Raw genomic sequence first — 13,651 nt, 5'->3', positions numbered from 1 at the left:
ACTTCTCAGACGGCGTCCGTACGGTGCCTCGCATGGCTACGAAGACACAGGAAGGCGCCGAGGCCGGCACCGAGGCGCGCGAGGACGACGAGACGAGGGGGAAGACCGGGACCGCCGGGGAGAAGGAAGCCCGGGCGGGGGCCGCCGGGGAACCCGGGGCTGAGGAAGGGACCGGTACGGAAGGGCCCACCGGGGAAGAGCCCGCCGCAGGGGAGGCCGTCGCGGCCGAGACCGCCGAGGAAGAGGACCCCGGAGCGGAGGAAGAACTCGCCGGGGACAAGGGGCCCTCCGGGGTCGGCCAGGGCGCCGGTGCCGTCGTCTCCGCCGCGCTGGGCCTGGTCTCGCTCAGCGGCGGCTGGATCGGCACCGTCGCCGGCGCCCGCCAGCAGCTCATCGGCCAGCTGCGGACCTCCTCCACCGCGAGCGTCGCCACCCAGATCAAGGCGGTCTACGGCAACGCCTGGCACAGCACCGCGCTGTGGGCCGGCCTGTTCGCGCTGGCGGCGCTGCTCACCGGCGTCGTCGTGCTCGCCCGGCCCGCCTTCGGCGCCCCCGGCCGCCCGCAGGCGCCCTGGATCAGGTCGGTCGCCTGGGCGGGTGTCTCGCTCGGCGTCATCGGCCTGCTGCTGGCCGTTCTGAAGTACTCCGACGCCCTGCTCGCCCTGCCTTCGGCGAGCTGAGCGCCCGCAGGCCCAAGGGGCCTTAGGGAATCCACGAGCACCTTACGGACTCCCTAAGGCCCCTTACGCGCGCGTGCGGCCCGTGCGCCGCCCGAAGATGCGGAACTCTCCCGATGTGGCGCACCCCCCTGGGAGACGAAGGTGGAGGCATCGCAGAAAGCGACGCAACCACCGGCTCTCCCCGAAGGACACGCCATGATCGAGCTCGAATTCCACAAGATGCGCTCCGCCCAGCTGATCCGCGAGGCCGAGCAGGAGCGCCTGGCCCTCGAGGTCGCCCGGGCCAACCGCGCCGTCCGCCACGTGGGCCGGGCCGGCCACGACGGCGCGGTGGCCGAGTCCCATACCGACCGCCCCCGCCGGCGCCGGATCCCGCGCACCGCGTGAACACCGCGGCGGCGGACCGGAGCGGGACGGAGGGCGGCCGCACGGGGGTCGGACGCCTTCCGGACCGTGCGGACCGGGGCCGTACGACTGCCCATCCCAGTCGTACGGCCCTTCCGTCTGTTGCCACGACCCTTCCGGTCGCCGGTACGACGATCACACCGAACCTGTGGAAAACCGCTGCCCTGTCGTCCGAACCTCGTGCGATGCTCGGGCCCGTGGAGACCAGGTCCGTCAGTCCCGTGTTCGTCGGCCGCACCGACGAGTTGGACACACTGAACGACGCGCTCGCCCGCGCCCGCGCCGGCGAGCCGCAGGCACTGCTGCTCGGCGGCGAGGCCGGGGTCGGCAAGACCCGCCTCGTCGAGGAGTTCGCCACGGCCGCCGGCCGGCACGCCGTCGTCGCCGTCGGCGGCTGTGTGGAGATCGGCGCCGACGGGCTGCCGTTCGCGCCGTTCTCCACCGCGCTGCGCGCCCTGCGCGACGCCCTGCCCGAGGAGTTCGCCGCCGCCGCGCACGGACAGGAGGAGGAACTGGCCCGCCTCCTGCCCGACCTGGGCGAGGCCGGCGCCGGCCGCCACGACGAGCAGGGCATGGCCCGCCTGTTCGAACTCACCGCCCGCCTGCTGGAACGGGTCGCCGTGAACCAGCCGGTCGTGCTCGTCCTGGAGGACCTGCACTGGGCCGACGCCTCCACCCGCCATCTCCTCGCCTACCTCTTCCGCACCCTGCGTGCCGGCCGGCTCCTCGTCCTCGCCAGCTACCGCTCCGACGACATCCACCGCCGCCACCCGCTGCGCCCCCTGCTCGCCGAACTCGACCGGCTGCGCACCGTCCGCCGCATCGAACTCGCCCGCTTCACCCGCGAGGAGGTCGGCCGCCAGATCGCCGGCATCCTCGCCGCCGAACCGGACCCCGCCCAGGTGGACGAGATCTTCGAACGCTCCGACGGCAACGCCTTCTTCGTTGAGGAACTCGCCGTCGCCGCCTGCGACGGCTGCTGCACCGGTCTCACCGACTCCCTGCGCGATCTGCTCCTGGTCCGGGTCGAGGCGCTGCCCGAGAGCGCCCAGCGGGTCGCCCGGGTCGTCGCCGAGGGCGGCTCCACCGTGGAGTACCGGCTGATCTCCGCCGTGGCCCAGCTCGGCGAGGACGATCTCATCGAGGCGCTGCGGGCCGCCGTCGGCGCCAACATCCTCACCGTCACCCCGGCCGGCGACGGCCACCGCTTCCGGCACTCCCTGGTCCGCGAGGCCGTCGCCGACGACCTGCTGCCCGGCGAACGCTCCCGCCTCAACCGCCGCTACGCCGAAGCCCTGGAGGCCGACCCCACGCTCGTCCCGGCCGACGCGCGCGTGATGCGCCTGGCCAGCTACTGGTACCACGCCCGCGACGCCGCCAAGGCCCTGCCCGCCGTCCTGGCCGCCTCCGTCGTGGCCCGCCGCCGGCACGCCTACACCGAACAACTCGGGCTCCTGGAGCGGGCGATGGAGCTGTGGGACAGCGCCCCGGAGGAGGTGCGCTCCGCCCTGCGCCCGGTCGACTACACCGAGGTCTACCCTCCGTGCGGCTGCGACCCGGCGACCACCCCGCTGCGCTACCTCGACCTGATGGCCGAGGCCGCCGTCGCGGGCCGGTTCGGCGGCGAACGCGAACGCGCCCTGAAGATCACCAAGCGGGCGCTGCGTCTCCTGGAGGACGAGCCGGACCCCCTGCGCGCCGCCTGGTTCTGGGTGCAGCGCTCCCGGCTCGTCCAGGCCCAGGCCCGCGGCGACGGATGGCAGGAACTGGCCACCGCCCAGGACCTGGTGCGCGGCCTGCCGCCGTCCGAGGTGCACGCCGAGGTGCTGGCTCTCGCCGCCAACTGGTCCATGCTGCACTGCCCCGGCCCCGAGGCCTTCGCCGCCGCCGAACGCGCCGTGGAGTACGCCCACATGGTCGGCGCCCGCGACATCGAACTGCACGCCCGCCTCACCCTGGGCAGCCTCAAGGTGGACTCCGGTGACACCGAGACCGGCATGGCGGAGATGCGGCAGGTACTGCGGGACACCCTCGCGGAGGGCGTGCACGACACCGCGGGCCGCGCCTATGTGAACCTGCCCTCCAAGCTGCAGGGCATCGGCCGCGACCGGGAGGCCGTCACCCTCCTGCGCGAGGGCATCACCTTCGCCCGCACCCACGGGCTGACGGACTTCGAGGCCTTCATGCAGGGCAATCTGTCCGGGTCTCTCTATGCGCTCGGCCAGTGGACGGAGGCCGCCGAAGCCGCCACCCACGCGACCGAGGTCCGCCACAGCGCCAAGCCCCCCGGCGCGGGCGCCCTGCGCCTGGCCCACCTCGCCCTGGCCCGCGGCGACTTCGCCGAGGCCGGCCTGCACCTCACCGCCGCCCGCGCCCACTTCGGCACCCACGACTCCATGCCCCAGCACTCCCTGCCCCTGGCCCGGGTCACCCTCGACATCGCGGCCGAGGAGGGCCGCATCGACGACGCCCGCGCCGAACTGCTCCGCGCCCTGGACGACGGTTTCCCACCCGGAACCCACCACCACGGCTGGCAGCTGCTGCGGGCCGCCGCCACCGCGGAGGCCGAGGCCCGCGCCCTGCCCGCCGCCGAGCCGGGCCGTGCCGAGATCCTCGACCGCCTCCGCGAAGCCGTACGCACGCTCACCACCGGCGCCCCGCTCTGGCAGGCCTACGAGCAGTGGACCCGCGCCGAACTCCGCCGCGCTCAGGGCGCCGACACCCCCGACGACTGGTCCCCGGTGGTCACCGCCTTCGAGTGCCTGGACCGCCCCTACGAGCTCGCCCGGGTCCGTCACCGCCTCGCCGCGGCCCTCCTCGCCGCCGACAGCGGCGAGGACGAACGCGACCGCGCGGTCGAACTGCTCCGGCTGGCCGCGGCGGTCGCCGCCTACCTCGACGCCCGGTCCCTGGCCGACGCCGTGGCCCGGCTCGCCCAGCGTGCCCGCCTCACCCTGACCCGAGCACCCCGGCAGGCCCTCGCCGCCGCCGACCCGGCCGCGGCCCTCGGCCTCACCAGCCGGGAGCGGGACGTCCTGCGGCTGGTCTCGGCCGGCCGCACCAACCGCCAGATCGCCGAGGAGCTGTTCATCTCCCCGAAGACCGCGAGCGTCCACGTCTCCAACATCCTGAGCAAGCTCGGCGTCTCGGGCCGCGGGGAGGCGGCGGCGGTGGCGCACCGGCTGGGGCTGTTCCCGGCCGAGACGCTCACTGCCGGAACGGCGGGCTGAGACCTACGCTGGAGAAAAGCCACAAGGGGGAGAAAGCGGGGGAGGGACCGTGTTCAACGCCTTCGAGGAACTGTTCGCACCCGGCCGCAAACACACCCGGGACGAACAGAACCGCCTGGAGCTGACCCGCGAGGACGTAGGCGACAACGACCCCGGACGGGGTCCGATAGACCTGACGTCCGGGAAGGCGGTGATACGACTTGCCGGACCACCGCCCGCCGAAGCGGCGCCGGAGCAGCGACCGGAAACGGTCGCCGAAGAGGAGTGAGCGGTCCGGCGAACGCTACGTCACCTGTACCTCCAGCACCCGGTCGTCCCCCTGCTTCGGGTGACCCCGGCCGTCCGTGTTGCTCGTCACCAGCCACACCTTGTCGCCGTCCGCCGCGACCACCGTGCGCAGGCGGCCGTACTGCCCGGTGAGGAAGGACTGGGGTGCCGCCGAGGCCTCCGTGCCCTTGAGCGGGATGCGCCACAGCCGCCCGCCCTTCAGGCCCGCCATCCAGATCACGCCCTTGACGCAGGCGATGCCGCTGGGGGAGGCGTCGTCGGTGGGCCACTGGGCTATCGGGTTCTCGAAGGCGGGGTCGGAGGACCTGCCCTCGGCCCGCGGCCAGCCGTAGTCGGCGCCCGGCTTGATCGCGTTCAGCTCGTCCCAGGTGTCCTGGCCGAACTCCGAAGCGAATAGGCGCTGCCGGTCGTCCCAGGCCAGCCCCTGGACGTTGCGATGGCCGTACGAGTACACCGGGGAGCCGGGGAAGGGGTTGCCCGGAGCCGGTTCGCCCTCCGGGGTCAGGCGCAGGATCTTGCCGCCCAGGGACTTCTTGTCCTGGGCCAGTCCCCGCTCGCCGCTCTCGCCGGTGCCCGCGTACAGCATTCCGTCCGGGCCGAAGGCGATCCGGCCGCCGTTGTGGACAACGCCCTTGGGTATGCCCTTGAACACCGTGTCCGGAGCGCCCAGTTGCTCACCGGCCGGCTTCCGCTCGTCGTACAGCAGGCGGACGATGCGGTTGTCCGAGGCGGAGGTGAAGTAGGCGTAGATCATGTGGTCGGAGGCGTAGCCGGGGGAGAGGGCGATCCCCAGCAGACCGCCCTCGCCGGCCGGGGAGACCCCGGAGACCTTGCCCAGCTCGGTCTCGCGGCCCGTCTTCTCGTCGATCCGGGTGAGCGTGCCGTCGTCGCGGGAGGAGACCAGCAGACCGCCGCCGGGCAGCGGGGCCAGCCCCCACGGTGTCTTCAGGCCCTCGGCGACGGTGCGCAGCACCTTCACCGAGCCCTTGGCCGGCGCCGCAGGCTCCGAGGCCGCGCCGGAGGGGGCCGCGCCCGATGCCGTACCCGCCGACGTCGCCCTCCCCGCCCAGCTCGGGGGTCCCCCTCCGGGGGAGGAGCAGCCCGCCGTCACCAGGAGGGCGGCCACGGCCAACACGGACGGCACAGCTCGACGTTGCACGATCACGGTCCCTTCGCATCGGCGATCCACCGGCAGGTGCGACAGCCCCTGCCTCTCCTACGCCGCTCGCCCCGCCCGGGTTCCCGATCCACCCCGACCGACCCGGGAACCCTCAGTCCCACGACCCCTGTGCCGCCGGCAGCCCCGACACCTCCGCCAGGTCCTCCTGGGTCAGCCGCAGGGCGGCCGCCCCCGCGTTCTCCGCGGCCCACCGCTCCCGCTTCGTGCCCGGGAGGGCGATCACATGGCGGCCCTGGGACAGGACCCAGGACAGGGCCACCTGGGCCGGGGTGACGTGTTCGCCGTGGCGGTGGGCGATGCGGCGCAGGCCCGCGACGATCGGTTGGTTGGCCGCCATCATCTCGGCCGTGAAACGGGGGTGGCGGGCGCGGATGTCGTCCGGTTCGAATCCCTCGCCGGGCGTCAGCGTGCCGGTCAGGAAGCCGTTGCCCAGCGGCATCGCCGCGAGGAAACCCACGCCCCGCGCCTCGCACCACGGCAGCAGTGCCCGCAGCGCCTCCGGCGACCACACCGACAGCTCCGCCTCCACCGCGGCCACCGGGAACACCTGCTGCACCCGCTGCAGCTGGCGCAGGGTCGTGTCGTGCAGCCCGGATCCCGCGCGGCGGCCACCGCGCGCCCCCACCGCGCACAGGCCCAGCGCGCGCACCTTGCCCGCCCGGACGAGATCCGCCATCGCGCCCCAGGTCTCCTCGACGGGGACCTCGGGGTCGGCGCGGTGCAGCTGGTAGAGGTCGATCACATCCGTCTGCAGGCGCCGCAGCGAGGCGTCGCAGGCCCGCCTCACATAGCCCGGGCGGCCGTTGGCCACGATGTGCTGCTCGCCCACCAGCAGGCCCACCTTCGTGGACACGAAGGCCTCGGACCGCCGCTCCTTGAGTACCCGCCCGAGCAGCAGCTCATTGGTGAACGGGCCGTACATGTCCGCCGTGTCCAGGAGGGCCGAGCCCAGGTCCAGCGCCCGGTGCACGGTCCTGAGTGACTCGTCGCCCCGCTGCCGTGACCCGCTGTACCCCCAGCTCATCGGCATGCACCCGAGTCCGACGGCCCCCACCGCGAGCGCCCCCGCGCCGATCGTCCTGCGCTCCACCTGCTCGTGAACCTCCCTCTGCCCGGCCCCCAACCTAACCTCTGCACGCGCGCGTACCTGACCTAGGGCCTGCCCGGCGGGTCCTGCCGAAGACGCGGGGTCTGGCACGCACATCTGCGGCGTTGTCGTCGGTTGCCGACTCCCCCACGCTCGGCTTCGCTCGCGCGGGGGGACCCCCATCGCGTCGACGCCCTCCTCCGTCTTGCAGCTGCACGCACCAGACCCCGCTCACCTGCGCTGAACAGCTGGTGCAGATTTTCTCCGGCCAGACCCGCCGGGCAGGCCCTAGCCTCCATGCCATGAGTGCTGACGTGTGGCTTCCCATCGCGCCCGAGGAGATCGAGGGGCTTCCCGAGGGGCTCCGGTACCTGTTCTGGGACGGGGGCGAGGACGGGGAGCAGGCCTTTCCCGGGGATCCGGCGGACTGTGTCCTGTACGTGGTGCCGTACATGAAGCGGTGGGCGGTGAAGGTGCGTCCGCTGGAGCAGCTGACCGGCGTCCAGGTCATCCAGACACTGACGGCCGGCGTCGACGACGTCACCGCGCGACTGTCGGCCATCCGGCCGGGCGTGCGGCTGTGCAACGCGCGTGGGGTGCACGAGGCGAGCACCGCCGAGCTCGCGCTCACCCTGACCCTCGCCTCCCTGCGCGGCATCCCCGGCTTCGTGCGCGCCCAGCAACAGGAGCGCTGGCAGAGCGCGTTCCGTCCCGCCCTCGCCGACAAGTCCGTCCTCATCGTCGGCTACGGCTCCATCGGAGCCGCCATCGAAGACCGGCTCGCGCCCTTTGAACTCGCGCGGGTGGCGCGCGTCGCGCGCTCTGAGCGCACCACGGCGCGCGGTCCGGTGCACCCGCTCACCGAATTGCCCTCTCTGCTTCCACACGCTGATGTCGTGATCCTCTCCACGCCCTTGACGGAGGAGACGCGGGGGCTTGTGGACGCCGATTTCCTGGCGCGGATGAAGGACGGGGCGCTGCTCGTGAACGTGGCGCGCGGTCCGGTCGTGGACACCAAGGCGCTGCTCACGGAGCTGGAGAGCGGCCGTATCGGCGCGGCCCTGGACGTCACCGATCCCGAGCCGCTGCCGCCCGGACACCCGCTCTGGCGGGCCCCCGGCGTGCTCATCAGCCCGCACGTGGGCGGGCCCAGCTCGGCCTTCCTGCCGCGTGCGAAGCGGCTGCTCGTCGACCAGCTGACCCGGTTCGTGAACCATGAGCCCCTGCGGAACGTGATCCTCACAACGGGGGCGTAGTCCGGTTCCGGCACCCTCCGCAACCCCCCGGATGCGGCCCGTACCCACATACCCGCTGGTCGTCACGGAGCGTAGAGAAGCTATGTCCCTGAGTGACGATCCTGGTGTATCGTCCCGACAGGGGCTGCGCCGCCGACCGTTCGGCGCCGGGGATGGACAGTTCAGATTTGTGAGGGGGGCGACGGGCGATGCACGGCCTATGGACGAACGATCCGACGCGGCGGAGCCGCCGACGGCGACCCTGGCGCACGACCGCGCGCAGACGCGGTCACCACACCAGCCACCACAGCCACCACCAGCGCAGGCACAGCGCCCGCAGGAGGCATGCGCACCCAGCACACCGGGACCGTCGGGACCCGGGAGCGGCGCAGACCGGGAGGCCCCGGTGAGCGCGCCGCCCTCTGTGACCACCGCTCTCGACGGAGCGGTGCGCGTACCGCAACCGCAGCAGGCGCCGCCGCCCCGCCGGCCGGCCGTCGTCGCGGGCACCCGCGCGAAGGAGCAGCTCGTCCTCGCCCTGGTCAGCGCCGCCTACGCCGTCGGCGCCGCGTTCGACTGGGGCACGGAGGAAGTCGCGCTGATCATGGGCGACTTCGGGCTGAGCGCCGCGGCCGGCACCGCCGCCGTCTCCTGCTTCCTGTACGCCCGCAGTCCGCGCGTCCGCTTCCGCTCCGCCTGGCTGCTGTTCGCCCTCTCCTCGGCGATGGCGGCCCTCGGCAACGCGGTCTGGGGGTGGTACGAGGTCGTCCTCGGGCGGCCCGTGCCCAGCCCCTCCTACGCCGACCTGTTCTTCCTGTGCTTCGCGCCGCCCGCCATCGTGGGCCTGCTCGTGCTCGCCAAACGGCCCGTGACCAAGGCCGGCTGGATCTGCCTGGCGCTGGACGCCTGGCTGATCGGCGGCTCGCTGCTCACGCTGTCGTGGAGCCTCGCGCTCGCCCAGGCGGCCCGGTTCGACGGACCGAGCGTGGCGCACACCGCGCTGTCGCTGGCGTACCCGCTGCTCGATATCGCGCTCGTCAGCATGGTGCTCGCCCTGCACTTCCGCCGCACCCCCGGAAACCGCACCGCGGTGAACACGGCGATCGGGGCGCTCGCGCTGACCGTGATGTGCGACGCGCTGTTCACCTCGCCGCTGCTGCACAGCAGTTACCGCTCCGGGCAGCTGCTGGACGCGGGCTGGTTCGCCGGTTCGCTGCTGCTCGCCTACGCCCCCTGGGCGGCGCCCCGCAAGGGCGCACAGGAGGCGCACGTACCGGACGGGCACACGCGCGTGGTCCACGAGCACCTGCCCGGACAGCGCGGCACGGGCCACCAGCACGTGGCCCTGCCCGCCCCGGGCGGTGAGCACAGCCGGTATCCGGCCGGCCGGCCGCTCACCGGCTCCCTCGCCGCCCTCACCCCGTACCTCGCCGCCGCCGTGTGCACCCTGGGCATCCTGTACAACGTCCTCAACGGCCGCCGGCCCGACCACGTGGTGCTGATCACCGCGGGCGCCGTCGTGCTCGCGCTCGTCATCCGGCAGGGCATCATGCTGCTGGACAACATCACCCTCACCCAGGAACTGGCGCAGAAGGAGAACCACTTCCGCTCCCTGGTGCAGGGCTCCAGCGACGTGATCATGATCGCCGCGCCCAACGGCATCCTGCGGTACGTCTCCCCGGCCGCCGCCGGGGTCTACGGCCGGCCCGCCGAGGAACTGGTGGGCAGCGAGCTGGCCGGTCTCATCCACCCGGAGGACCTGGGCTGTGTGGTGCACGAGGTACGCCGCTTCCTCGCCGCCAGCCCGCTGGAGGAACCCACCACCCGCATCGAGTGCCGCTTCCGGTCCGGCGACGGCGGCTGGCTCAACGTCGAGTCGACCGTCAACCGGCACCACGGCGGCCTGATCTTCAACAGCCGGGACGTGACCGAACGCGTGCGCCTGCAGGCGCAGCTGCAGCACAACGCCGAGCACGACCCGCTGACCGACCTGCCCAACCGCGCCCTGTTCACCCGGCGTGTGCAGCAGGCCCTCTCCGGCCGCCGGGCCACCGACCGGGGCACCGCCCTGCGCAACACGGCCGTGCTCTTCATCGACCTGGACGGCTTCAAGGCCGTCAACGACACGATCGGGCACCAGGCCGGGGACGAGCTGCTGGTCCAGGCCGCCCGCAGACTCCAGGACGCGGTCCGGCAGGGGGACACGGCGTCCCGGCTGGGCGGCGACGAGTTCGCGGCCCTGATCGTCGGCGACGCCACCCGCGACCGTGCCGCCCGGGAGCGCAACATCCTGGAGCTGGCCGAGCGCCTCCGGGTGACCCTCTCCCAGCCGTACCCGATCGACGGCAACGATGTCCGGGTCAACGCCTCCATCGGCGTCGCCTTCGCCGAAGCGGGCCTCGGCGCCGGCGAGTTGCTGCGCAACGCCGACCTCGCGATGTACCGCGCGAAGGCGGCCGGCAAGGGCCGGGTCGAGCTGTACAAGCCGCAGATGCAGCAGGACGTCGTACGCAAGGCGGAGCTGGCCACCCGGCTGCGTGCCGCGCTGCACGACGGCGAGTTCGCGCTGCTGCACCAGCCCGTGGTCTGCCTGGACAGTGGCCGGATCACGGCGGTGTCGGCGCAGGCGCGCTGGCGCTCCTCGCAGGGGGTGCTGTTCACCCCGGCGGAGTTCCTGCGGATGGCCGAGGACGGTGACAAGACCGCCGAGCTCGACCGCTGGATCCTGCAGGAGGCCGTCGAGCAGGCCGCCGAGCGTGCGGCCACCGGGGTCGTCGTCCCGGTGACGGTACGGATGAGCGCCCGGCGGCTGCTGGACCGCTCCATGCCGCTGGGCTCGGTGGAGGCGCTGCTGGCCCGGTACGGGCTGCCGCCCGGCGCGCTGGTCGTCGAGCTGTCCGACACCGATCCGCGGGTCTCCCTGGACGAGCTGGAGCGCCGGCTGGCCGCGCTCGGCCGGCTCGGGGTGCGGATCGCACTGGACGGCTTCGGCAGCGGCTACGCGGCCATCACGGCCCTCAGAAGGCTGCCCGTGGACATCCTCAAGCTCGACCGCGGTCTGGTCGAGGGCGTCGTGGAGTCCGCGCGGCTGCACAAGATCACCAGCGGTCTGCTGCGGATCGCCGGCGATCTCGGGCTGCAGTCCGTGGCCGAGGGCGTGGACCTGCCGGAGCAGGTCGTCGCGCTGCGCGCGATGGGCTGCACGCACGGGCAGGGCATGGCGTTCGGGGGGCCGCTGGACGAGTACCGGCTGCGCCGGGCGCTCGCATCCGGCCACTATCCGGTGCCGCACGCCCCGGCCGAACCGGCGTTCGCGGGCGCCCCGGAGGTGAACGAGCCGTGGAAAGGGGCGAGGGAGCCGAAGGGGGTGTACACAGGGGGTGTTCCCGCTGTTCTCGGAGGCGGCAGTGCCCTTCGTTCACATTCTGAGACTCCCGTCCCACCCACTTGACACGTGGTGCGCGTCGGGGGGAGGGTCAGTGCCATGCGCACCCGAATTCTCGTACTTGGACAGCGCGTCGGCTGAGCTGGGACCCACCGGAGGACGATCCGGAATCCCCAGCGACCTCACCGGCGCGCTCCCCTCGCTTGCCTTGCGGCACGAGGGGTTTTTTGTTGCACGAGTGCTTTTCGTGCAGCGCTTGAACTCCGTACAAACCTCGCAAAAACCCTCAGCATCGAGAAGAGAATGCCGATGACCGAGCAGGCCACCGGGGCCCATCCGCAGCCGCGGCCCCGATCCGGAGGACAGCAGTCCGCCCCCGTCGAGCACGTCACGGGTGCGCAGTCCCTCATCCGCTCCCTCGAGGAGGTCGGCGCTGAGACGGTATTCGGCATCCCCGGCGGCGCGATCCTGCCGGCGTACGACCCGCTGATGGACTCCACCCGGGTGCGCCACGTCCTGGTCCGCCACGAGCAGGGCGCCGGCCACGCGGCCACCGGTTATGCGCAGGCCACCGGCAAGGTCGGCGTCTGCATGGCGACGAGCGGCCCCGGCGCCACCAACCTGGTCACCCCGATCGCCGACGCGCACATGGACTCCGTGCCGCTGGTCGCGATCACCGGCCAGGTCTCCTCGAAGTCGATCGGCACGGACGCCTTCCAGGAGGCGGACATCGTCGGCATCACCATGCCGATCACCAAGCACAACTTCCTGGTCACCAAGGCCGAGGACATCCCGCGGGTCATCGCGCAGGCGTTCCACATCGCCTCCACCGGCCGCCCGGGACCGGTCCTGGTCGACATCTCCAAGGACGCCCTCCAGGCGAAGACCACCTTCTCCTGGCCGCCCACCATGGACCTGCCCGGCTACCGCCCGGTGACCAAGCCGCACGCCAAGCAGATCCGCGAGGCCGCCAAGCTGATCACCTCCGCCAAGCGGCCCGTCCTCTACGTCGGCGGCGGCGTCATCAAGGCGCGGGCCACCGCCGAGCTGAAGGTCCTCGCCGAACTCACCGGAGCGCCCGTCACCACCACCCTGATGGCGCTCGGCGCATTCCCCGACAGCCACCCGCTGCACGTGGGAATGCCGGGCATGCACGGTGCGGTCACCGCCGTCACCGCGCTGCAGAAGGCCGACCTGATCGTCGCCCTCGGCGCCCGCTTCGACGACCGCGTCACCGGCAAGCTGGACAGCTTCGCCCCGTACGCCAAGATCGTCCACGCCGACATCGACCCGGCCGAGATCGGCAAGAACCGCGCCGCCGACGTGCCGATCGTCGGTGACGCCCGTGAGGTCATCGCCGACCTGGTCCAGGCCGTGCAGAAGGAGCACAGCGAGGGCCACAAGGGCGACTACACCGCCTGGTGGAGCGACCTGAACCGCTGGCGCGAGACCTACCCGCTCGGCTACGACCAGCCCGAGGACGGCTCGCTCTCCCCGCAGCAGGTCATCGAGCGCATCGGCCGGCTCGCGCCGGAGGGCACGATCTTCGCGGCGGGCGTCGGCCAGCACCAGATGTGGTCCGCGCACTTCATCCAGTACGAGAAGCCCGCCACCTGGCTGAACTCCGGCGGCGCCGGAACGATGGGCTACGCGGTCCCGGCCGCCATGGGTGCCAAGGCCGGCCAGCCGGGCCGCACGGTCTGGGCGATCGACGGCGACGGCTGCTTCCAGATGACCAATCAGGAGCTCACCACCTGTGCCCTGAACAACATCCCGATCAAGGTCGCCATCATCAACAACGGCGCCCTCGGCATGGTCCGCCAGTGGCAGACCCTGTTCTACAACCAGCGCTACTCCAACACCGTGCTGCACAGCGGCCCGGAGGACATCAACCCGGACGCGAAGGGCACGCGCGTGCCGGACTTCGTGAAGCTGTCCGAGGCGATGGGCTGCGTGGGTCTGCGCTGTGAGCGCCCGGAGGACCTGGACAAGGTCATCGAGGAGGCGAACTCCATCAACGACCGCCCGGTCGTCATCGACTTCATCGTCCACGAGGACGCGATGGTGTGGCCGATGGTCGCCGCCGGCACCTCCAACGACGAGATCATGGCAGCCCGGGACGTCCGCCCCGACTTCGGCGACAACGAAGACGACTGAGCGA

9 protein-coding genes are annotated in these 13,651 nt (G+C 72.6%); 7 read left to right on the top strand and 2 right to left on the bottom strand.

Translation table 11 applies throughout. The features are described from left to right. The first annotated feature begins 32 nt into the window (after positions 1-32). The 4 genes from ACWC0C_RS21750 to ACWC0C_RS21735 all read left to right on the top strand — a co-directional run bounded on the left by ACWC0C_RS21750 (position 33) and on the right by ACWC0C_RS21735 (position 4,583). Positions 33-680, top strand: coding sequence for a hypothetical protein (locus tag ACWC0C_RS21750; RefSeq protein WP_450865286.1), 648 nt, complete (start codon positions 33-35; stop codon positions 678-680). A gap of 195 nt (positions 681-875) precedes the next feature. Beyond that, positions 876-1,067, top strand: coding sequence for a hypothetical protein (locus tag ACWC0C_RS21745; RefSeq protein WP_449199277.1), 192 nt, complete (start codon positions 876-878; stop codon positions 1,065-1,067). A 203-nt stretch (positions 1,068-1,270) separates the two neighbouring features. Next, the gene (locus ACWC0C_RS21740; protein WP_450865285.1) at positions 1,271-4,315 is read left to right on the top strand and encodes a helix-turn-helix transcriptional regulator; all 3,045 of its coding nucleotides are present in this window, start codon (positions 1,271-1,273) and stop codon (positions 4,313-4,315) included. A gap of 49 nt (positions 4,316-4,364) precedes the next feature. Beyond that, positions 4,365-4,583 (top strand): DUF6191 domain-containing protein, encoded by a 219-nt coding sequence (locus ACWC0C_RS21735; RefSeq protein WP_450865284.1) that lies wholly within the window; start codon positions 4,365-4,367, stop codon positions 4,581-4,583. 15 nt (positions 4,584-4,598) lie between these two features. Here the strand turns inward: ACWC0C_RS21735 and ACWC0C_RS21730 are convergent, their stop codons facing one another. Then, on the bottom strand, positions 4,599-5,747 hold the full coding sequence (locus tag ACWC0C_RS21730) for a PQQ-dependent sugar dehydrogenase (protein WP_450865283.1): 1,149 nt from the start codon (positions 5,745-5,747) through the stop codon (positions 4,599-4,601). Between the two features lie 127 nt (positions 5,748-5,874). Continuing rightward, positions 5,875-6,873 carry an aldo/keto reductase gene (locus ACWC0C_RS21725; protein ID WP_450865282.1) on the bottom strand — a complete coding sequence of 333 codons (999 nt, stop codon included), beginning with the start codon at positions 6,871-6,873 and terminating at the stop codon, positions 5,875-5,877. 299 nt (positions 6,874-7,172) lie between these two features. Between ACWC0C_RS21725 and ACWC0C_RS21720 the strand changes: the two genes are divergently transcribed. The 3 genes from ACWC0C_RS21720 to ACWC0C_RS21710 all read left to right on the top strand — a co-directional run bounded on the left by ACWC0C_RS21720 (position 7,173) and on the right by ACWC0C_RS21710 (position 13,647). Then, complete coding sequence (locus ACWC0C_RS21720; RefSeq protein WP_449199282.1) at positions 7,173-8,126, top strand: 2-hydroxyacid dehydrogenase; 954 nt, start codon at positions 7,173-7,175, stop codon at positions 8,124-8,126. Positions 8,127-8,511: 385 nt separating this feature from the next. Continuing rightward, complete coding sequence (locus ACWC0C_RS21715; RefSeq protein WP_449199283.1) at positions 8,512-11,556, top strand: putative bifunctional diguanylate cyclase/phosphodiesterase; 3,045 nt, start codon at positions 8,512-8,514, stop codon at positions 11,554-11,556. A 243-nt stretch (positions 11,557-11,799) separates the two neighbouring features. Then, positions 11,800-13,647 carry an acetolactate synthase large subunit gene (locus ACWC0C_RS21710; RefSeq protein WP_449199284.1) on the top strand — a complete coding sequence of 616 codons (1,848 nt, stop codon included), beginning with the start codon at positions 11,800-11,802 and terminating at the stop codon, positions 13,645-13,647. The last annotated feature ends 4 nt before the right edge of the window (positions 13,648-13,651 follow it).

Source organism: Streptomyces sp. NPDC001709, assembly GCF_053596375.1.
This window is presented reverse-complemented; position numbering and strand designations above follow the sequence as displayed.

Bases quoted from the DNA above. Each gene is read 5' to 3' on its own strand.
- ACWC0C_RS21740 (WP_450865285.1), top strand. From the start codon at position 1,271: ATGCTCGGGCCCGTGGAGACCAGGTCCGTCAGTCCCGTGTTCGTCGGC.
- ACWC0C_RS21750 (WP_450865286.1), top strand. From the start codon at position 33: ATGGCTACGAAGACACAGGAAGGCGCCGAGGCCGGCACCGAGGCGCGC.
- ACWC0C_RS21745 (WP_449199277.1), top strand. From the start codon at position 876: ATGATCGAGCTCGAATTCCACAAGATGCGCTCCGCCCAGCTGATCCGC.
- ACWC0C_RS21710 (WP_449199284.1), top strand. From the start codon at position 11,800: ATGACCGAGCAGGCCACCGGGGCCCATCCGCAGCCGCGGCCCCGATCC.
- ACWC0C_RS21720 (WP_449199282.1), top strand. From the start codon at position 7,173: ATGAGTGCTGACGTGTGGCTTCCCATCGCGCCCGAGGAGATCGAGGGG.